This window comes from Streptomyces sp. bgisy027 (genome assembly GCF_057710365.1).
Genome location: NZ_JBYIVZ010000056.1, coordinates 45,051 through 63,915, shown reverse-complemented (window position 1 = coordinate 63,915; position 18,865 = coordinate 45,051). Strand labels below are relative to the sequence as shown.

The 18,865-nt window shown below is 69.4% G+C and carries 20 protein-coding genes and 2 pseudogenes; 10 read left to right on the top strand and 12 right to left on the bottom strand.

Annotation, left to right across the window (positions count from 1 at the left end; genetic code table 11):
- The first annotated feature begins 177 nt into the window (after positions 1–177).
- Complete coding sequence (locus tag AC3ETA_RS39275; protein ID WP_432197687.1) at positions 178–570, top strand: DUF6300 family protein; 393 nt, start codon at positions 178–180, stop codon at positions 568–570.
- Positions 571–630: 60 nt separating this feature from the next.
- Here the strand turns inward: AC3ETA_RS39275 and AC3ETA_RS39270 are convergent, their stop codons facing one another.
- From AC3ETA_RS39270 to AC3ETA_RS39260, 3 genes and pseudogenes are all read right to left on the bottom strand, one after another.
- Entirely contained in the window at positions 631–804 is a 174-nt protein-coding gene (locus AC3ETA_RS39270; protein WP_432197686.1) for a hypothetical protein, read from the bottom strand.
- Between the two features lie 170 nt (positions 805–974).
- Positions 975–1,259 (bottom strand): hypothetical protein, encoded by a 285-nt coding sequence (locus AC3ETA_RS39265; RefSeq protein WP_432197685.1) that lies wholly within the window; start codon positions 1,257–1,259, stop codon positions 975–977.
- A pseudogene (locus AC3ETA_RS39260) lies at positions 1,256–1,751 on the bottom strand (GmrSD restriction endonuclease domain-containing protein). Before AC3ETA_RS39260 ends, AC3ETA_RS39265 begins: the two are co-directional and overlap by 4 nt.
- Position 1,752: 1 nt before the next feature.
- Between AC3ETA_RS39260 and AC3ETA_RS39255 the strand changes: the two are divergent.
- Entirely contained in the window at positions 1,753–1,914 is a 162-nt protein-coding gene (locus AC3ETA_RS39255) for a hypothetical protein (protein ID WP_432197691.1), read from the top strand.
- Positions 1,915–2,163: 249 nt separating this feature from the next.
- On the opposite strand, the gene AC3ETA_RS39250 is transcribed toward AC3ETA_RS39255, so the two are convergent.
- Entirely contained in the window at positions 2,164–2,910 is a 747-nt protein-coding gene (locus AC3ETA_RS39250; RefSeq protein ID WP_432197690.1) for a response regulator, read from the bottom strand.
- A gap of 106 nt (positions 2,911–3,016) precedes the next feature.
- On the bottom strand, positions 3,017–3,685 hold the full coding sequence (locus AC3ETA_RS39245; protein WP_432197684.1) for a hypothetical protein: 669 nt from the start codon (positions 3,683–3,685) through the stop codon (positions 3,017–3,019).
- A 999-nt stretch (positions 3,686–4,684) separates the two neighbouring features.
- Between AC3ETA_RS39245 and AC3ETA_RS39240 the strand changes: the two genes are divergently transcribed.
- A complete protein-coding gene (locus tag AC3ETA_RS39240; protein ID WP_432197683.1) occupies positions 4,685–6,250 on the top strand; it encodes a PIN domain-containing protein in 1,566 nt (521 codons plus the stop codon).
- Positions 6,251–7,084: 834 nt separating this feature from the next.
- Positions 7,085–7,446, top strand: a pseudogene (locus AC3ETA_RS39235) (helix-turn-helix domain-containing protein); the annotation flags it as partial.
- 58 nt (positions 7,447–7,504) lie between these two features.
- On the opposite strand, the gene AC3ETA_RS39230 reads toward AC3ETA_RS39235, so the two are convergent.
- Together AC3ETA_RS39230 and AC3ETA_RS39225 are read right to left on the bottom strand one after the other, a co-directional pair.
- Complete coding sequence (locus AC3ETA_RS39230) at positions 7,505–8,074, bottom strand: peptide deformylase (RefSeq protein WP_432197682.1); 570 nt, start codon at positions 8,072–8,074, stop codon at positions 7,505–7,507.
- Positions 8,071–9,042, bottom strand: coding sequence for a helix-turn-helix domain-containing protein (locus AC3ETA_RS39225; RefSeq protein WP_432197681.1), 972 nt, complete (start codon positions 9,040–9,042; stop codon positions 8,071–8,073). The genes AC3ETA_RS39230 and AC3ETA_RS39225 overlap by 4 nt, the downstream gene beginning before the upstream one ends.
- A 144-nt stretch (positions 9,043–9,186) precedes the next feature.
- On the opposite strand from AC3ETA_RS39225, the gene AC3ETA_RS39220 reads away from it, so the two are divergent.
- From AC3ETA_RS39220 to AC3ETA_RS39205, 4 genes are read left to right on the top strand one after another with little or no spacing between them, the layout of a single operon-like run.
- Complete coding sequence (locus AC3ETA_RS39220; RefSeq protein WP_432197680.1) at positions 9,187–10,341, top strand: glycosyltransferase; 1,155 nt, start codon at positions 9,187–9,189, stop codon at positions 10,339–10,341.
- On the top strand, positions 10,338–11,045 hold the full coding sequence (locus AC3ETA_RS39215) for a hypothetical protein (RefSeq protein ID WP_432197679.1): 708 nt from the start codon (positions 10,338–10,340) through the stop codon (positions 11,043–11,045). The genes AC3ETA_RS39220 and AC3ETA_RS39215 overlap by 4 nt, the downstream gene beginning before the upstream one ends.
- Positions 11,042–12,259 (top strand): glycosyltransferase family protein, encoded by a 1,218-nt coding sequence (locus AC3ETA_RS39210; protein ID WP_432197678.1) that lies wholly within the window; start codon positions 11,042–11,044, stop codon positions 12,257–12,259. The genes AC3ETA_RS39215 and AC3ETA_RS39210 overlap by 4 nt, the downstream gene beginning before the upstream one ends.
- Positions 12,259–13,164: a glycosyltransferase family protein gene (locus AC3ETA_RS39205; protein WP_432197677.1), complete on the top strand. Its 906-nt coding sequence runs from the start codon at positions 12,259–12,261 to the stop codon at positions 13,162–13,164. Before AC3ETA_RS39210 ends, AC3ETA_RS39205 begins: the two co-directional genes overlap by 1 nt.
- On the opposite strand, the gene AC3ETA_RS39200 is transcribed toward AC3ETA_RS39205, so the two are convergent.
- Complete coding sequence (locus AC3ETA_RS39200; protein WP_432197676.1) at positions 13,122–13,634, bottom strand: ATP-binding protein; 513 nt, start codon at positions 13,632–13,634, stop codon at positions 13,122–13,124. The genes AC3ETA_RS39205 and AC3ETA_RS39200 overlap by 43 nt on opposite strands.
- Before the next feature lie 101 nt (positions 13,635–13,735).
- On the opposite strand from AC3ETA_RS39200, the gene AC3ETA_RS39195 reads away from it, so the two are divergent.
- Entirely contained in the window at positions 13,736–14,650 is a 915-nt protein-coding gene (locus AC3ETA_RS39195) for an FkbM family methyltransferase (protein WP_432197675.1), read from the top strand.
- Positions 14,651–14,917: 267 nt separating this feature from the next.
- Here AC3ETA_RS39195 and AC3ETA_RS39190 read toward each other — a convergent pair whose 3' ends face one another.
- Entirely contained in the window at positions 14,918–15,091 is a 174-nt protein-coding gene (locus AC3ETA_RS39190) for a Tn3 family transposase (protein ID WP_432197674.1), read from the bottom strand.
- 208 nt (positions 15,092–15,299) lie between these two features.
- On the opposite strand from AC3ETA_RS39190, the gene AC3ETA_RS39185 reads away from it, so the two are divergent.
- Complete coding sequence (locus AC3ETA_RS39185) at positions 15,300–15,524, top strand: hypothetical protein (protein WP_432197673.1); 225 nt, start codon at positions 15,300–15,302, stop codon at positions 15,522–15,524.
- Between the two features lie 18 nt (positions 15,525–15,542).
- On the opposite strand, the gene AC3ETA_RS39180 is transcribed toward AC3ETA_RS39185, so the two are convergent.
- The 3 genes from AC3ETA_RS39180 to AC3ETA_RS39170 all read right to left on the bottom strand — a co-directional run bounded on the left by AC3ETA_RS39180 (position 15,543) and on the right by AC3ETA_RS39170 (position 18,748).
- Positions 15,543–16,772, bottom strand: coding sequence for a hypothetical protein (locus AC3ETA_RS39180; protein WP_432197672.1), 1,230 nt, complete (start codon positions 16,770–16,772; stop codon positions 15,543–15,545).
- A 253-nt stretch (positions 16,773–17,025) separates the two neighbouring features.
- Positions 17,026–17,799 (bottom strand): DUF6042 family protein, encoded by a 774-nt coding sequence (locus AC3ETA_RS39175; RefSeq protein ID WP_432197671.1) that lies wholly within the window; start codon positions 17,797–17,799, stop codon positions 17,026–17,028.
- Between the two features lie 385 nt (positions 17,800–18,184).
- Complete coding sequence (locus tag AC3ETA_RS39170; RefSeq protein ID WP_488187660.1) at positions 18,185–18,748, bottom strand: hypothetical protein; 564 nt, start codon at positions 18,746–18,748, stop codon at positions 18,185–18,187.
- Positions 18,749–18,865: the final 117 nt, after the last annotated feature.

Here is an 18,865-nt window from a genome sequence, read left to right as displayed (position 1 = left end):
TACACCACTGTGCGGGCATGACCGGGTCGCGCCGGGCCGTTGACGGACCAGGGTGCCCGTGGAGGCTTCGGGGACGCCAGTTCCGGCCCCCTGTCTGGCGGTGCGCGGCTCTTGACGGGGATCCAGGAACGGGCACATCGTTGCGCATTGCACCAACCTGTCCCAAGGGGGACTGCTATGGCTTTCGAGTGGCGCTACTTCGTCCGTCCCGACGGTTCCTTCTGGCGCACGCCCAACATCGACGGGTCCCTCGACTCGGTGACGGACGAGGAACTGGCAGGTATGGACCGCGTGCTCAACCGGCGCCGCGAGGAGAAGGCACCGGTGCCGTGCTCGCGGTGCGCACGGAAGCTGCTGCTGCACTGGAACGCGCCGGCGCCGGGCGTGACGCTGGAGCTGTGCGAGGGCTGCGACAGCGGCCGCCCGGCCGCGAGCGACCTGATCCGCTGGATCGGCGATTCCGCCAGGCGTTCGGCAGACCTGCCGTTGCTCTTTGAGATGTGGGAGACGGAGACCATGGAATCCATGGGCTGGGTTTTCGTTCCTGCCGATGGCCCTGGCACTGAGTGATGAATTCCCGTCTCAGTCCCGGATGAGCTTCTGGAACTGCGGGCATCCGATGGCATGCCACTACCTGACGAGGACTTCGTCGGCAACCATCACGACCTCTGCGTGCCACGGCAGACAGTCGTGGCACGCATGGATCTCGTACGAGTTGCCGTCGTCGTCGAACGCCTTGAGGTCGACGGAGCCGACCGGCGCTCGGTAGGTGACGTCCTGCTGCGGATCGGAGCCTTCTGCCATGGCGGTCAGTATCTACGAGCGCTCGGAGGGGCCCTCCGGGGCCGGGAACACGCGCTGAGATCTCGCTGCGGGAGTTCTTCTGGGGCCCACGTCCAGTGCGCCCGGCATGAAGGTGCCGCCCGGGAGGTGGGGCAGGCGCCATGGTCGGCGGCCTGAGCGGCTTCGCCCGTTCAGCGCGGGGCTTCGGCGCCGCCGCCGTGGCGGACCCGTTCCAGGACCTGCTCGTGCAAGGCCGCCAGGCCCTCCGGCGGCACCGGGGCGGGGCTACCGGTGAGGACATACCAATCTTCTGCGTCCGTGTACTGGATGGCGATGTCGGCGCGTCCGTCGGGCAGCAGGCGGGTGGCGACGGTGAGGTCGCCGGTGATGATGCCGACCTCGTCCGTCATCGCGCCGCCCTGCCCGGCCTTCACCTCACTGACGAGCTGTTCCGGCTGCGGGGGGTGTGCGTTCATGAGGGGCAGGTACCCAGCATGTCGGTGAGCGCGTCCTTCTCGGCCTCGGTCATCGACAGCTCGTAGTCGGACTTCACCGACACCCATGCCCGGGCATAAGTGCACCAGTACGCCTGGGACGGCGGCTTCCACTCGTCCGGTCCCTGGTCGCCCTTGCTGCGGTTGGAAGCAGCGGAGACGGCCAGCAGCTGCGGGTGCGTCAGGTCGTTCGCGAACGCCTTCCGCTCCTCCTGCGTCCATGTGTTCGCCCCGGACCGCCAACCGTTCGTCGTACACGCTCACCCACCGCCCGGACACCGCCCGGCACTCGTCGTCCCGGGTGACGTCCGTGCCGTCACGCTCCAGAACCGTCTCGCGGGTGTTGCAGTGCTCCCCCTGCTCCGCCCAGTGCGAGAACTTCTCCCGGCTGTAACCGGACATCGAACCGTGCGGCGCCACCTTCAGCTCCGCCAGCTCCGCCCTCGCCTGCTCGGCTGTCGGCACACCCGGCAGCGTGCCCGTGCCGGCCCCGCCGCCCGACGTGCCGGCCGAGGACGACGCGGACGGTTTGGCGTCACTCGCCTTCGGCTGCACCTCGATGTCCTCAGCCGTCGAACACCCGGCCAGCGCGAGCACGGCCACGGCCGCCACGCTCTGCCCCCACCACCCCTTCTGACGTGCCATGACCTGCCGCGTTCCTCCCCATCCGGTGACCGTACGAGCCGCAGCGTACCCGCACAGCACCGCCCACTCGGCCACCTCAGTACACCGTTCACCCCTGCGAGGCGAACGGTACGGGGTCAGACGGTGTGACTACGACGCCGCTGTTGCACCCGGCGCGGTTCCGTGAGCCCGGGCGCTCGTGATCGAGCGGTGTCTTCATGCCCCTCAGGACCAGGTTGCGCAGCTACCCGCGAGCCGGTGTTCATGACTGTCCGGGCGTCACGATGTTGTCGCGGTGATCAGTCCGGCCAGGCTCCAATGCGTCCAGCGCCTTTCGCACGCCACCAAGTTTTCGTTGGAGACGGGCCGCCGTCGTTGCCGCTGCTGCCTTGGTCGACTCATCGTTGTTCAGCCGTTTGGCGAGCGCCTCGGCTTGCTCCTCGACGGCTGTAAGCCGAGCTGAGAGTTCGGCCAGCAGCGGTGCCGAAGTCTTGGTCTGACTCTCGGGTGTTCCTGCGCTGCCGCTGCCTTCCAACTGGAGCCGCAGGAGTGCCGTCTGCTCCTCCAACTGGCGGTTCTTCATGTACAGCTCAACCAACAGGGAGACCTTCGCCCGCAGCACCCACGGGTCGAACGGCTTGGAGATGTAGTCCACCGCGCCCGCCGCATAGCCGCGCAAGGCGTGGGCCGGGCCATGCTTGATCGCGGTGAGGAAGATGATCGGGATGTCCCGGCTCCGCTCGCGCCGTTTGATGTGCACGGCCGTTTCGAAACCGTCCATACCCGGCATCTGCACGTCCAGCAGAATGACCGCGAAATCGTCCGTGAGTAGCGCTCTGAGCGTCTCTTCCCCAGACGATGCCCGAACCAGTGTCTTATCGGGCGCAGATAGGATCGCCTCCAAGGCCAGCAGATTCTCTGGCCGGTCATCGACCAGGAGGATCTTGGCCTTCTGCCCGGCGCTTCGTCTGCTGGAGTCCGGCGTCTGGTTCCGCAGTTCTGCCAGCATGCGCGCGGTGTAAGCCCGGTTGGGCGGGGTGCGCGCACGTAGTTGCCGGGCGCCTGGGCTGCCGAGGGAGGAGCCCTCAAGCAGCGCATCGAAGTCCTCGTTCTGGCTAGCCATGCCGCCCGCCCCCTTGGTTCTGCTGTGCTTTCTTCCTCCAGCGGTAGAGCAGTCCCTCGATGGCGCGGACCGACTTCGCCGCTACCAGCTGCTGGATCTCCTCTTGTGTGTAGCCGTCGAGCACCAGGGCCACGGCCGCCTGGGTCCGCGGGTCGTCGATGTCATTGAGGTCCTCGAGAACCCGGAGGTTGCCGAGGACTTCCTCGGCCACACTGAGCGTGCTGATCGGGGCCTCATACACGGTCTTCTGCCGTTGCAGCGACCGGCGGTGCCGTTCTTCGCCGGCTCGGTATCTGCGGAACTCGTTGGGGAAATCGTAGGCACACGCGCCCATGAAGTAGGTGGTGATGCTGGCGCCTCCCTCGTAGGTCCAGCCGCCCTCGACGAAGGCGCGTTGCCGGAAGCGGGGCAGGGCTCGGGCCACGGTCATGGTCGCCAACTCCTCCCGCAGATCACTGTTCGAGGCCAGTTCCTCCAGATCAAACTCGTGGGGGCTCAGACCGAGGCCACGGTCGGCGACGAGCTGGAAGATAAACCCCGAGTGCATCCGCCCTCGCAGAACCGAGATGCCGTACCGGACGAGCTCATCTACGAACTGGTCGTACTGCGGGCCCTGGAAGCCGTCCTGGGCCAGCACGCGGAGGATCCGCTGGTCGTTCATCCTCCGGTCGATGCTTGCCTGCAGCCTCCGGACTTCCCGGCCATGTCGGGTCTCCATCCGGCGCAAGTCGTCCTGCGACACTGGCGCGCCCAGATCACCTTTCCCGGGCCGGCCTGAAGGTTGTAGGTCCCGGGCGCGTGCGGCCGCGGGCTGCCCACCCGCGCCGTCGCCCTCCATCTCCTCCCCTTCCGGTCGTCGTCCAGCCCGCCCGTGATCCACAGGGCCCGCTCCGTCATCAACCGCTCCAGCCCGGTCGCAAGCTCCCGTGCTTCCACGGCCGAAGACGCAGACGACCACTTGCAAGTGCGCCGTTCCCCGGTACCCCACGGACTCTTTCAAGATCTTTTCCTGACGATGCGAGTGCACGAAATCCGTGGAGTACCGGGCCCGACGTGACGTAAGAGCGGGCGTCTGACACATCAACCCCATGGAGCAGCACGTGAGTTCCGCCCCCGCCCCCACGCCGCCGAACCCGCCCGAACCCGGCCCCTTCCTGACGCTGCACACTGCCATCGTCCTCCTGACGGCGGTCGTCATCGGGCTGATCGTCGGATGCTCACCTTCCTCAGCGGTACCCCGACCGCTGGTGCCGTCCTTGCGGGCCTGATCGGCGCCGGCGGCAGCGTGCCGGTCCTGCGCACCCTCATCGGCTGACGCAGGCGAGACGACCTGCGGGGCAGGTCAGCGGGGACGCGGTGAATTCCTGAAGCCGGGCGACCAGTTGCCGGTCCCGGCGGGCGACGATGACAGAGGAACCGGGGCCCCGGCGGCGAGCCGGGCGCGCCCCAGGCAATCGGTGGGTGGGAGCGCTGCGGCCTCGTCCAAGGTCGCAGCGAGGCGGGCGGGGCCGTGCTTGGTCTACCTTGGCGCAGCGCCCGCATTCCGGCCGACGTCAGTCGTCCCCAGCGGTCGGGGAGGTGATCCACGCAGAGGGCTCCCGCGTCGGTTCGGCTTGGTCTGGTTGAGATACTTCCTCCCAGACCAGACGGGGAGGCTCGGTTGATCATCTTTGACACGAACGCGGTGAACCTTCTGCAGCCCGAAGGACCCACTGCGGATATCATCCGAAAGCTGCGGCAGTCGGGACACCACAGGGTCGCCGTGCCATGGATGGTCCTGGAGGAGATGGCCGCCCATCAGGCGCGGTATTACCCGGACAGGCACCAGGCGGTCCTGAAGTCCCTGGAGAAGCTGCGGGAGATCCTCCCCTGGGAGCTGAAGAGTTCTCTGGAGCCTGTGGACCTGGAGCGCCTCCTGGATCACTGGCGGGAAGCTTACGGGGAGATCTTCGAGGTCATCGAGACCAGTGACACGGCCCTGCGCAGGGCATACCAGCGGGAAGCGATGGCTCTTCCGCCGGCGAAGCGGTCCAAGGACCACTCTGAGGGCGGCCGCGATGCGGCGATCTGGTTCTCCATCCTGGAATTCCTCGAGCAGAACCCCGACCAGCACGTCTACTTCGTCACGAACAACACATCCGACTTCGGTGACGGAACCGCCTACCGGTACCCGATGAACGAGGACGTCCGCGGTCTGGAAGACCGGCTGACCCTGCTCAAGGACTTCGCCCAGGTCGTCTCCGAGTTCACCCAGGAGGTGTCCGGGAAGGATGCAGAGGACGCTGCAGCACAGCTGCTGGCGTCGCCGTCTGTCCGTAATGGCGTGGCGGAGGCGGCGAGGGGATTGAGTACGCTCACCGGTTACACCGGCCTCGACGACGGCGACGCGCCGGAGCAGTGGTACGCGTGGTCGGGCGTGCCTGAGGTCGAACTGCTCGCCGTCACAGACGTCACGGGCCACGCGATCGAAGGAGACGTCTGGTACACGGCCACGGCGCGGTGGCTGCTGTACGGCCTCGCAGTCGACGAGATGGAGGGCCTTGCCGGGTACATCGCCTGTGTCTGGGAGACGAAAATCCTCTTCTCTGCAGGCGACGGTATGGCGCCGACTCTGCTCACCTCGGGCGAACCGGCCCCTCCAGATACCGATGACGAGCCGTGCATGAAGATCCTGAAGGACCTCAAAAAGCGAGTCGCCGACATCGCGGCGGCCGCCAGGCGCAACGTCCTCGCGGCCCGGACCCCAGCGGAGCAGTTGGTCTCCGACCGACTCGCCTCCACTCTCTCGGGACTTGACCTGACCCACGCTCGGCTCGCCCGGCAAGCCGCCGAGCAGGCGGCGCTCATCAATGGCCCGGCACAGCGCCTCGCCCGCCAAGCGGCCGAACAACTGAAGCTGATCAACGGCCCTGTTCAACAGCTCGCCAAGCAGATGGCCCAGCAGGCGGCAGCCAACCGAGCTGCCCTGGACGCAGCGGTCAACGCTCCTGGGCTACGCCTCGCCCAGCAGGTCGCTGAGCAGATCGCTGCTTTGCCCCGGCTCGACATCGCCGTGCCCCGGCTCGATATCCCCAGTTACACGCACCAGCCACACATTGGTGAGGACGTACGCAGGGACGATGCCGCACAGGATGAACAGCCGGGAGCGTCCGCCCCCGAAACCCATGAAACCGAGCCAAATGGCCCTGCCGAAACAGCCGCGGATGACAGCAACCCGGATGAGTAACCCAGGCGTACTGTCCTGGCCAGTCAGTCCAGGACAGTGATGCCGACGACCGGCATGCCGGACGCGAGGGCCAGGCCGATCCGAGCTGATCGTTTCCGGGGGCCAGGGTGATCGCCCCGCAATCACCCCTCGGCAGGGACCGTCGTCGCGGGCTGGTTGGTGTCGAGAGTCCTGTCTCTGTGATGTCCAGGCAGTCTCGGAGATCTAAGCGTCAAGGGGGCGGCAGCTAGGTGGACCATTCCCGCCCCTATCAGGCAAAAGGATCTTCCAACACTTTCATTCCTGTCGAAGGCATTCGGGAAGAAATGCGCATCGGGGACTCCTCGCGATGGAATCGCGGAAGCATGGCAACACTCCCGGCACCACCGCCCCATCCACCGCTGGCCCCGCAGCCACGCTCCGGCCCTCCGCCCAAGAACGACACACAGCGTTCGTCAAGGACCGTTTCCCGACCCGACCTCGCGACGCCTGCCGAGAGCTTGAGCAACTCACAGACTGCCGCCGTCGACACACTGTCGCCCTCCGTCCGATCCCCACACTGGCCGTCCAAGCCGGGAGCGCCGTTGCCGCTTCGATAGCCGCACACCGCGCAGGGCTGTCAGGCCGGTCAGCCCTGCCAGGCCAGTCTCACACAACGCCCCAGACCGCAGCCGCACAGCGCACGGATGCCGATGCCCTGCCCCGAGGACGCTTCGGCCCCCCGGAAAGCCGGACGACGGGCCGGCCGATCCAGTGTCGCCGTTCCGTGAACTGTGACCCCCTATCGGTCGATGAAAAGTCCCCCCTTCCGTGATCAAGTGATCAGGCTGGCTCCATGGGAGTCAGGTGGAAGAGGTGATCGGTGTGGAGGACTGGGCTGAGATCCGGCGGCTCCACCGTGCGGAGGGCATGTCGATCAAGGGGATCGCGCGGCATCTGGGGATTGCCCGGAACACCGTGCGGCGGACGGTGGCCAGCGATGATCCGCCGAAGTACCGGCGGGCGCCGAGAGGCTCGATCGTGGACGCGGTGGAGCCGGCGATCCGTGAACTGCTGGCGAAGTACCCGCGGATGCCCGCCACGGTGATCGCCGAGCGGATCGGGTGGGAACGGTCGGTGTCGGTGCTGAAGCGGCGGGTGCGGGAACTGCGGCCGGTCTATCTGCCGGACCTATCTCGCGGACGGCGTATCAGCCCGGCGAGCTGGCCCAGTGCGATCCAGGTGGCCGGGTCCTCGGCGTCTACGTCTTCCACGGTCGGCACGGCAGTTCCCGGGTCAGGAGTCGTACGCCCAGGACCGGCCGGTCTGCCTGTACTGCTCGACGGGGAGGGGGTCGACTCCGGGCCGCATGCGGTCCAGGTACAGATGGCCGTCAAGGTGGTCGATCTCGTGGGCGATGAGCCGGGCGAGGCCGCGTTCGTAGACTGTGGTGGCGGTGGGTCCGTCGAGCGTGGTGGTCTCGACGGTGATCCGCAGAGGGCGGGGGACCAGGCCTCGAACGTCGAAGAACGACAGGCACCCCTCGTACTGCTCGTCGCTCTCGTCGGAGGCGGCGGTGATGCGGGGGTTGAGCAGCACGATGGCGCCGGCGCCTTCGTCGGCGGGCTGGACGACGGCCGCCGCCCGGCCAATGCCGATCTGTGGGGCGGCGATCCCCATGCCCTTGGCGAAGGGGTGCACCTGGGCGATGCGCTCCATGGAGGCGAACAGCGCGTCCACGGCCTGTTCGGCGGCGTCGCGCTCGGCGGGGAGGCCGAAGGGACGAGCCGGCTCGGTCAGGATGGGGGCGCCGTGCTGGACGACGCCGAGGTTGCGCATCTGCTCGCTGGGCCGAACCTCGGTCACTTGAATTCCCCTTGATTCACGTCCTGTTCGGGCCGCGCCCGAAATCGCCATTCGAGACGATAGCGAGCGTGCTGGGCCGGGCGGGCGGTCGACCAGGTGAACAGGCGCACGCCGCCCTCCTCCCGCCTGCCGGGGGCGCTGGGCAGTGGGGACGCCTCGGCAGTCATCGAGGTCTCGGTTCCCCACACCACCGGATCGAGCGCGGCGGGGAAGGCCAGGACGACTTCCAGGTGCTCGGTGGGCAGCCGTACGGCGCGCTGGAACCATCTGCCCCATTTGGTGTCGCTGACGGTGTAGGCGTACTCGATCCACACCGAGTCACCGGGGTAGAGCGGGAAGCGGCCCTGGTCGTTGTCGAACAGCAGCCAGACCTCCTTGAAGGCGTCCCGGTCGTGTTTGGCCTGCCAGCGCATCGCCTCCCCACGGCAGGCCGCGGTGAGCGCGAGTTCGTCCCAGGTCAGCGGGTGGGCCCGGTAGTGGGCGTTGGAGCGTTCCGGGTCGCCGGGGTAGCGGTCGACGGAGATGCGGATCAGGTAGCGGGTGATCGGGGCGTCTCCGGTGTTGCGCAGCAGGCGGCGCATGGTGAGCCGGTAGAACTCGCCGTCGTAGTCGAGCCGGGCGGCGTCGTGCTCGACGACGATCGCCGAGCCGGTGGCGTACGGCTGCTCGGTCCGCCGCGTCGAGGGCACGGCTGCCGTCGCGGTGGTCTGGCGGGCGCGGGCCGCCTCGTACTCGCACCACCTGTGCCAGATCGCCTTGCCCGCGTTCAGCGTCTCGTCCGCAAGGCGCGCGAAGTCGGCGGTCGGGTTGTGGCGGCCGGACTCCATATGGCTGACGTAGGAGGGGTGGAAGCCCATCAGCTCGGCGAGGGCCTTCTTCGCCAGACCGCGCACCTCGCGCCAGTAGGCGACCTCGGCAGCGAAGTTCTGCGCCGCCTGTTCCACGGTGATCGCGTCCTGCGCGTCCATCAAAGCTCCCGCCCTGCCTGGGTGTTGAGTGCGTGAGTGAACCGTGAGTGAGGACAGTTCACCATTCTGTCGCCGTCCTCGCCGCCGGTTTCCTTCCCTCACCGGCCCGGTTCGACCCCCGCGGCCGGCGAGAGGGGATGCACAATGCGCCTGCTGTATCTGCTCAACGTCTCCAACCCGGACCGGTTGTCGGCGGACTCGGGCTTCACGTTCGCCGACCTGCTGGCCCCGGCCCTGACGGACGCCGGGGCGGAGGTGACCGTGGCGGCCCCGGTTCCCACGGGAGACCGGCGGGTGGGCTTCGAGCCCACGGTGTCGCCGGCCACGAAGTACCGGGCCCGCTTCGACCCCGGCGTGCGCGACCTCGCGGACCTGATCCGGCGTACGCGGCCGGAGGTGGTGGTGGCCAACCAGATCGAGGCGGCCCCCGCCATCCGCGCCGCGCTGCTCGAAGCCGGTACGGACGCGCGTCTCGCCGGGTACTGCCACTACCTGCCGTTCTCCTTCACCGGCGACGGGCGGCTGGTGGCGGACCCGTCGCTGGACGACGGCGGACTGGGGCCCGCCGTGATGCTCGCCTTCGCCGCCGGGCTCGCGGCGTGCGACCGCGTCCTCGTGCACTCCTCGACGTCCGCGTCCTGGACGACGGCGGTCGCCGCCCGGATGGGCGTGAACCTCACGGAGAAGCTGCACATCGTACCCGCCCCCCGCGACGGGCGTCTGGTGCGCGACCCCGCCGACGTCGCCGTACCGGAGGGCCGGGCGACCGGCGTCTACGGCCACCGGCTCTACGCCCACTACGGCACTGCCGACTTCACCTCTCTGGCCCGCCGCCTGGTCACAGAGGCGCCCGTCACGGTGACGGTGCTGGACCTGTTCGGTACCCGCAGCCCGGAGCGGGTCCGGCTGGACCCGAGTCCCGAGCGGCACCGCGACGAACTCGCCGCCCTCGACGGCGTCACCATCGCCTCCGACCGCGGCGACCGCGTCCAGTACCGCAACCTGCTGGCCGGCGCGCACTTCGGCATCGCGCCGTTCCGCGCGGGCTGTCCGTGGTCCATGAGCGTCATCGACTGCCAGGGCATGGGCCTGCCGGTCATCGCCCCGCGCACCGGGTGGCTGGCCGAGCACATCGACGAAGACCTCCTCTTCGACACCGCCGCCCAGGCCGTGGCCATCGCGACCCGGCTCGCCACCGACAGCGAGTTCTACCGGGTGCACGCCAAGCTCGCCCACGCCGCCACCGCCGACCTCACCCCCGCCCACGTGGCGGCCGGCTACCTGGAGGCCCTGCGGTGACCACACGATTCGACGCGGTGATGCTGTCGTACGACGAGCCGCTCGCGGACAAGCTCCACGCCCGCCTCCAGCGGGTGCTCGGCATCCGCGTGAAACGGCTGCACGGCGTTGAGGGGATGCGCCGGGCCTACCGGCTGGCCGCCGAGGTCGTCGACCGAGAACAGTTCCTGCTGGCCGACGGGGACTTCGTCCTCGCCGCCGAGTTCGCTCTTCCCGCTGTCGAGCCGCTGGCGGAAGGGGTGTCGATGCGGGTGTGGCGGGCCCGCAATCCGCTCAACGGGCTGATCTACGGCTACGGCGGGCTCAAGCTGATCCGCCGATCGGCGCTGCGGGAGATCGGCGACGCGGTCGACGTACTGGCCGCGCTGCCCGGACGGACCGAGTTCACCGCCGACATCGCCGGAACCACCCGGATCAACCAGAGCCCGTATCACGCCTGGAAGGCGGGTTTCCGGGAGTGCGCGATGCTCTCGCGCGGCAGCGAGTACGGCATGGACGACGCCGAGGCGGCCGACCGGATCGCCGCGTGGACCGCGGGCGGCGAGGGCGCGTTCGCCGAGTTCGCGCTCTCCGGGGCCCGCGAGGGCGTCGCCTTCGCGCACGAAGCCGCCCGCGTCCGGGACGAGTTCGACCAGCTCAACAACCCCGGATGGCTGTTCGCGCGGTTCACCGCGGTCCACGGCGAACAGGCCATCGCCGGATGACCGCCCCGGCCGCCCTGGTGCTTGTCGAGCCCGGCGCCCACCGGCCGGGCGGACACCGCGATCACGCCCTGACCGCGCTGGCCGCCGCGCACGGCAACGCGGTGGTCATCGCCCCGTACGGCATCGCCGCAGGGACCGGCACCGCTCTGGAGGCGGCGGGGGCACGCCTCGCCGGCCCCGCCGGCGTGCTGCCCGTGCTGCTGGTGGTGGCCGGGACGTACACCGCGGCGCTCGCGGCGGCCGGGCAGCGCGCGTTAGCCTCCCGCCGCTGGCCCCTGGCTCTGCGCCGTCTCCCGCACCAGGTCACCCTGCTGTCCCGCTGCCTGGTCGAAGCCGCCTGCGTCCGCACCGGCCGCCGCCTCACCGGCGGCACCGGCACGGTGGTGGTCCTCAGCGCCAGCGAGGCCCTGCACGGCGCCGTCGGCCTGCTCGGCGGGCCGCACCTGCGGTTCGTGCACGAGCTGGTCACGACGGAGGACACCGCGCTCAGGACGCTCGGGCGCCTGACCCGCCGCGGCGAGCGGCGGACCAGGGCGCTCGCCCCCACCGGCGCCGTACGCGAGGACCTGGCGGCCCGCTTCCCCCACCTGCCGCTCCAGGTACGGCCGTTCGCCGTGGCGGACCCCGCTGACCGGCTCACCGACGCCGACCGCCGGCGGGCCCGGGAGAGCTTCGGCATCCCGCCCCACGAGGCTGCCGTGTGCCTGGTCGGCGGCTGGTGGCCCTACAAGGACACGGGCGTCGTCGACGCCGCCCTCGCCCGCCTCGACGTCCCCCTGCACGTGCTGGTGACCGGCGCCCCGCTCGACGACGACCGCCTCCGGGCGTGGGAGGCGATGCCGCACGTCCGCCTCCACACGCGTCCCGGGCCCGTCCCGGAAGCCGTGGTGCGGGAGGTGTACGCCGCATCCGACGCCGCCCTGGTCGCCCGCCGGCCCGGGGTGGCCAAGGAATCCGGGCTGGTGGTCGACGCCGTATGCCTGGGCCTCCCGCTGATCGTCTCCGACCACGACCCGGCGCTCACCAGGGCCCTGGCCGGGCACGACTGGGTCCGCCTCTTCCCGACCGGCGACGGCGCCGCCCTGGCCGACGTCCTGCGTGACCTGGCCTGGTTCCCGCTGCCTAGGCCCGCCGAGAGCGCGGCCGCGGACCTCGGCGTGCCCACGGCCGCCGGACAGGCCGCTTTCCTCACCGAGTTGAAGGAGTCGTGCTGATGCCCGCTTTGCCCCCGCTGGTCGCCGTCGTCGGCGCCGTCGAACCCGCCCTGCTCACCGCGTGGGTGAGCCACTACCGAGGGCTCGGGATCGAGCGGTTCCACCTCGCCTTCCACTTCCCCGACCACGTCACCCCGGACCAGCGTCACCAGGCGCAGGCCGCCTGCCGGGAACTGGGGATCGTGCCGGACGCCATCAGCACCGGACCGTGGCACGAGCACACGAACCCCCAGCTGCGGGACGCCCTGCGCGAGCGCGCTGGGACGGGCTGGCACCTGCTCGCCGACTCCGACGAGTTCCACGCCTACCCCGCCCCGCTGCACGAGGTCCTGGCCGAGGCGGAGCGGTCGGGCACCGGCACGGTGGGCGGGCTGATGCTCGACCGCCTGGCCGCCGACGGCGCCCTGAAGGGCTGGAACTTGGGCGACGGCGTTGAGGGTCTGGACTCGGCGTATCCGCTCGGCGGCTTCCTCACCCACCACCTGCTGCGCGGCGACCTCCGCAAGATCGTCCTCGCGCACTCCGGCGTCGCCGTGGCCTCCGGCAACCACCGCGCCGAGGGCCACCGCCCCGCCAACCGGCCACCGGTCGCCGTCCACCACTTCAAGTGGCGCGAAGGCGTACGGGCCGACGTCGAGCGGCGGGCCGAGCACTCCGCGACCGGGGCGTGGAAGACGGCCTCACCGGCCCGGCTCGCCGAAGCCCGCCGCCTGCTGGACCACCTTCGGCGCCACGACGGCCGGATCGCCGTCGACTCCCCGCGGCTCGGCCTGCGGCCCGTCTCGCTCCACGCCGTTCCCGGCTGGTGGGCCGTGGAGGCGACACGGCTGGTCGCCACGTGGCGGCCCCCGACACCGGCGGGTCAGAACGAGCCGGGCTCGATGATCTCCTCGCCCTCGTCGTGAGGGGGCTCGAACCGGGCATAGAAGTCGTCCAGCGCCGACTCGGTGACGGTCAGCGCGTTGGCGTCCTCCCGCTCGTTGCGCTCGGCAAGGCGCCGCAGCAGCTCCTCACGGGGGACGGGGAAGTACAGCAGCCGCGGGCGCCCGCCGGCCTCCTCGACGAGCTTCTTCCACTCGTCGCGGGCGGCACGGGTCCACAGTCCGTGGTCCAGCACGACGTCCTGCCCGGCACCAACCCGCTCGACCAGCTCTTCGCGGACCTCGGCGACCACCGGTGTCTCCAGGGCGAAGTAGTCCCGCTCCGGGTAGTCCACGCCGTAGCGGCCGTGCCGGGCGTGCACCCGCTCGTCCACGGACAGCCGCACCGCCCCGGACGGCTCCAGCCGCCGCCTGGCGTACGTGGTCTTGCCCGACCCGGTCAGCCCGACCAGCAGATACACCACCGGCCCGCTCTGGCGGCCTACCGCCTTCACCCGCACTCCTCCTCCACCCGCTGGGACTCCTGCGCCCAGCCTGCCACCCTCCGCCCCGCCGCGCGGCTTGATCGGCCGCACCCTCACCCGGGAGACCATCCGTGATCCCTCCACCCCTGTCGCGTGCCCTGCGCGCGTACGTGCGGTACGCGCCCGGCCGTCTCGGCAAACCCTGGCTGGCCGCCCGCCTGAGCGACCACCTCAAGCACCACCCGCTCACCGCGACCGCCCGCACCCGCAACAGCGCGGTCTTCCCCGTGCTGACCAGCGACGTCATCCAGCGCTACCTGTGGCTGTTCGGCGCATGGGAGCCGCACCTGACCGCCTGGATGCGCGCCCGCCTCGCCCCCGGCGACCTGGTGGTGGACGCGGGCGCGCACACCGGCTACTTCACGGTGCTGGCCTCCCGGCTCGTCGGGCCCGCCGGCCGCGTCGTCGCCATCGAGCCGTCACCCGTCTTCCACCAGGCGCTGACCGCGAACCTCGCGGCCAACGGGTGCCACAACGTCCGCACCGTCAACGCCGCCGTCTCCGACACCCCAAGGCGGATGACCTTCTACCTGGAGCGCTCCACCAACCTCGGCGGCACCACCGCCGTCCGCCCGCGCACCGTGGAAGCCTCCTTCGAAGCCGATGCGGCACCGCTGCCGCACCTGCTCACCGAGGAGGAACTCGCCGCCGCCCGCCTGGTCAAGCTCGACGTCGAGGGCGGCGAGGCCGCGGCCGTGCGCGGGCTGGCCCCGCTCCTGCCCCGGCTGCGCGACGACGCCGAGCTGGTCGTCGAGGTCACCCCCAGGCTGCTGGCCAAGCAGGGCCAGGCCGTCTACGACGTCCTCGGCCCCTTGCGCGAGCACGGCTTCCACGTCTACCGGCTGGCCAACGACTACGCCGCGGCCAGCTACCCGGCCGCCCTCGCACAGCCCGCACCGGCGGTGCGGTGGCACGGGCCCGTCACGGAAATGAGCGACCTGGTTCTCTCCCGCACCGACGCCGCCACCCTGCCACCTGGGCCTTGAGCCGCACACCGTACGCTCCGGGCGCCCGCCCGAAGCGTCGGTCCTGGTGACCTGCGCGTTTGTCACCGGTCCCAGTCGTAGGCTTCGTCGTCCTCCCATCCGGCGTCGCGGTTGTCATCGAGGAGGCCATTCACCTCGTCCTCGGTGAGCTGGGATTCGCGGGTGTCGTCCATGACGCTCATGACGCCGACCCGGCCGGACGGGCGGCGCCGCCGCCCGCGCCACGCGGGCCGGGCAGGGTGGGCAGGGTGAGACCGAGCCGGTTGTTCATGCCCAGCTCGAACCGAACCGGTTGATGTGCTCGGTCAGGTACGGCGAGATCTCGGCCAGGTCCAGCGGGTCGATCTCCCATCCCTCGGCCTGGAGCTGCCGCACCACGTCGGCGATGTCCAGGGTGTTATGGAAGATCACGAGGTTGGCCAGCAGCGAGGTGAACTTCACTCCCGACGTACACCGCCGCCTCGTACACCGCCCAGGTGGGGCGGTCGGTGTCGGCGGTGGCGTACGAAGGCCTTCCGAGTGGGCGGGGTCCTCGGTCTCCTCGGCGGCGGTGAGATCGCCGACTCCGGCATGCAGCATGCCGGACTCGTGGGCCTACCGGCCGCTGGCTGCAGTGGCTCGCCCAGGACTGCCCCGACATGGCGGTGGCGTGCTCGATGGCAGCCTGGGCGGAGGTGAGGAGCTTGGCGGCGGCGGTGTGGTCGCCGTCGGCGGCTGTCGCGCGGGCGTAAGTGTTGCGGTAGTACGCGAGCGCCTTGGGGTTGGTCAGCTTCCTGCCTCGCTGCTCGCAGGCTTCGGCGAGCCGTACGGCGGTGGGCATGTGGCCGAGGTCGACGGCATGGTCCGCGAGCTTGTGGACGGGGTTCATGCCTGACCGTTGACCGCGCACCCCTCAGCCGCCGGAGCCGGCCGGGCGGAGGTGGAAGGGGAGGAAGGCCAGCTTGACCTCGCGGGAGGGGTCACCATCGATGTGGAAGACGAAGTCGTGGCGGGTGCCGAACTCGTCGGTCGAGCCCCGCCGCTTGAAGTTGGGGTGCTCCTCCAGCTTCTCCAATACCTTGTTGACGACCTCCGAGAACGCCTTCTCCCGGACGAACAACAGCACGGCCGCCTTGGTGTCCCGCCAGGTCAGATAACCAAGCAACTGGTCCAGCGTGTTCGTGATGGTCTTCGGCCCCCTCCAGAACTTGCACTCGCCGATGAACACGTTCCCGTCCATGACCCGGATGAGGATGTCCGTCTTGCCCTTGAAGTTGAACACCTCGCCCGCGGCGGCGCCCTCGAACTGACCGTTCAGCGCCAGGAGCAACAGGTCCCGGATCTTCCCCTCGTCGAGTTCCTCGGCCAGCGAGGGCGAACGCTCCAGCTGGTTGCGGGCGTTCTTCAGAACGCGAAGGGCCTCCTCGTAGTCCGCGTCGGCGAGAACCGGCTCGGGCTCGAAGGAAGTCCCTGTCGGCGCTTCAGAAGGCTTGGGGCCGATCCTCTTACGGACCAACGGGACCTCGTAGGCCTTTGCGTCGGCCCGCTTCCGGATCGGAAAGCCGAGTGCCCCTTCGAGATTCCGGCTGGCAAGGACGGCCTGCTTGCGAGCCCGAACCTGCTCCGGGATCACACGTTCGACCCGCGCGTTGTAACCGTGGATCTCTCCCCGCGCCCAGTCGAGCCATGTCGTGATCTCGTTGATCTTCAGGTCCAGGGCCCGGCCTACGAAGTCTTGATCTGTACTCTCGCCGGACCAGGTCACCTTGACTTCGGTGTCGGTCACCGTCCCCTGCGGTGGCTGATCGTTGTAGGTGTTGGGCTGGAGCGTGAAGACAACGCGGCTTCCGGTGTAGGGAATCAGCAGCGTGATCGTGTTGTGCCGGACCCGAAACGCGTCGTGGCCGTAGCGCTCGATGACCCCGTAGCCCTCCTTCAACGGCTCGATCTCGACGCCCTTCAGGTCGAGCGAGGGCACCTCGATGCGGAAGTCGTTCGTCAGCTCCTCGACGAGGTCGGCCTCCGGCGTCGTCAGGAGCTTCTCGGTGTCCCACGCGTCGATCGACGGGGTGATCTTTCCGAGATTCTGGCTCAGGTGATCACGAAGGTGCCCATGGTTGAACAGGCTGCCATTCTGGTGCATTCCCCAAGTCTGCGGCATGGCACTGACAAGCGGCCGCCGTCCTCCTGCTCACGACAGCAGCACCTCCCGGCCCGTCGCTCGATGGCCAAGCGACATGCTCCCGGTCGCGCCGAGGGCTCGTGAACCCGACCGAACATCAGCGTCGGTGTCGGTTGAGCCGACGCCGATCCTCGATGCTCGAGATCCTTGTATCCGCCCTTGGGGCGCGCGAGCTCGGTGGGGGCCTGCTCTCGCGACGCGATCGAGGTGTCATTCAGGGCGCCGTTGGCCCTGCGCTTAGGTGCATCCGGTTCTCGTAGAGGTGATCCCAGTTCATGACCAGGCGGAAGCGCCGGTGCGCCTCCAGCCGTTCCACGTCGGCCTGTTCCTGTCCCCGATACACCTGAGCGTCCCCGGCCTGGACGAGCTCCGTAAGGGCGAGACGCACATCGTCGGCGTCCCGGCCGGTGGCAGCCGCCAGGCGGTCCAGGGAGGTGAGGACCTCTTGCGGCTCTGCCAGATCGTCGACGAGGTAGTTGATGAGGGTGTCGACGAGCGGTCCGGTGCGCATCGTCCAGCGGATCCCATCGAGGCGCTGGGTGAGTTCGGCGTCCAGAGGCAACAGATCACCGGGCAGCGGCAGCGCGGCGGGCATCGACCACCGAGTGCCGTCCGGCGTCTCCTCGCGGCTCGCCAGACCCCACGTCAGGTAGAGCTCGGACAGGTCCCGCACGGTCTGGGGCACTGGGAAGCCGGCGGCCGTGAGCATGGCGCCGAACGTCTCCGAGCGCTTCGCCTCGTTCGCGTCGCGCCCCTCCGGACCTTCCTCGTAGTCCCACTCCTCGTCGGGCCATGAGAACGTGAGCGCGCCGTCGAGGTCGCCGCCGATCATGTCCCAGCGGCCATCGAAGATCTCCTGCAGGAGGTCGTCCAGGGAGCCGATGAAATCGGGCTGGCTCGCGGTCCCGATCAGCATCGTCAGCGGGAAGCCCTGACGGGGCAGGACATGCTCCCAGCCCGACGCCCACCAGTCGTTGTGCATCGCCATGTCCCGGCACGGCCCAGGCACAGACGGGGTGTCAGTCATCCGGTCAACTCTTCCTCGAAAAGGGCGGTCAGACTGACGAGTACCGATACGCGGCCTGACCAGCAGCGACGAGTTTCCGAACGGCACAGGCGCGGCTCTTCTTGTCGACGTAGATCCGTGCCTCCGGGATGCCTGCCGCACCGAGAGCGTCGAGTTGGCGTTCCAGGCCTTGTATGGTGGTGGAGACCCTGAGCGTACGCGAGTTCGATTCCCTGGGCGGGATGCCGCTGTCGATGTCCGAAGTCGTCTGCACGGGTGACCAGCGCGTTCGTAGTTGAGTGCACGGGAAGTTCGGACGAGCGCGGCCCCGCGGCGGCCCGATGTCGCTTTCCCGCGGCGCGACGGGTCAGGACTCCCGGAGGGGAGGGCGGCTCCTCCCCAGGTCGGCGTACACCACGATCTGCCAGGCCAGGACAGCGATGCCCAGTGCCTCCAGGACAGATATGGTGATCAGTGCCGTACCTCCTGGAGTTCCCGCCCAGTACACGATGAGGGCGGCCAGGGGAGCACCACAGAACGCGATCAGGTCCACGCCGAGCTGTATCTGCTTGCGGACCGTACGGCGGCGATCCGAGCGGTGGGCCGACTCCCAGCCGAACACCGGCTCTCTGTCGCTCCGCAGTTCCGCGAGCCGCGGCCCGACCTGTTCGCGTATGTAGCGTCCGATGGCCGAGATCTTCTCGTCGTTCATCAAGTAGGTCCACCCAAGCAACAGGGAGACCGGTGGCAGGAGAAGTAACGCGGCGCGTGTTTCGGGATTCAACGAGAGCGCCACGACGGCGGCCATGGACGCGAGCGTGGCGTAGAGCAGATTGTCCCGAAAACCGATCCGGGCCTTCTGCTCGTCCTTGATGTGCTCGTACTCCAGCACGAGGAGCTGTTCCATGGAAATTTTCGGATCGTTCGACATGCTCTCCCCCTTGGCATGGTCGGAACCAGGCGCGCGTTCCCCCGTCACCCGGCCCGCCGCCACGAGGAAGATGCCCGGGTGGGCCGACCCGCACACGCACTGAGCGGACGTCAGCAC

Bases quoted from the DNA above. Each gene is read 5' to 3' on its own strand.
- AC3ETA_RS39275 (WP_432197687.1), top strand. From the start codon at position 178: ATGGCTTTCGAGTGGCGCTACTTCGTCCGTCCCGACGGTTCCTTCTGG.
- AC3ETA_RS39270 (WP_432197686.1), bottom strand. From the start codon at position 804: ATGGCAGAAGGCTCCGATCCGCAGCAGGACGTCACCTACCGAGCGCCG.
- AC3ETA_RS39265 (WP_432197685.1), bottom strand. From the start codon at position 1,259: ATGAACGCACACCCCCCGCAGCCGGAACAGCTCGTCAGTGAGGTGAAG.
- AC3ETA_RS39250 (WP_432197690.1), bottom strand. From the start codon at position 2,910: ATGCTGGCAGAACTGCGGAACCAGACGCCGGACTCCAGCAGACGAAGC.
- AC3ETA_RS39245 (WP_432197684.1), bottom strand. From the start codon at position 3,685: ATGAACGACCAGCGGATCCTCCGCGTGCTGGCCCAGGACGGCTTCCAG.
- AC3ETA_RS39225 (WP_432197681.1), bottom strand. From the start codon at position 9,042: ATGGACGCGCAGGACGCGATCACCGTGGAACAGGCGGCGCAGAACTTC.
- AC3ETA_RS39220 (WP_432197680.1), top strand. From the start codon at position 9,187: ATGCGCCTGCTGTATCTGCTCAACGTCTCCAACCCGGACCGGTTGTCG.
- AC3ETA_RS39210 (WP_432197678.1), top strand. From the start codon at position 11,042: ATGACCGCCCCGGCCGCCCTGGTGCTTGTCGAGCCCGGCGCCCACCGG.
- AC3ETA_RS39205 (WP_432197677.1), top strand. From the start codon at position 12,259: ATGCCCGCTTTGCCCCCGCTGGTCGCCGTCGTCGGCGCCGTCGAACCC.
- AC3ETA_RS39180 (WP_432197672.1), bottom strand. From the start codon at position 16,772: ATGCACCAGAATGGCAGCCTGTTCAACCATGGGCACCTTCGTGATCAC.
- AC3ETA_RS39175 (WP_432197671.1), bottom strand. From the start codon at position 17,799: ATGGCGATGCACAACGACTGGTGGGCGTCGGGCTGGGAGCATGTCCTG.
- AC3ETA_RS39170 (WP_488187660.1), bottom strand. From the start codon at position 18,748: ATGTCGAACGATCCGAAAATTTCCATGGAACAGCTCCTCGTGCTGGAG.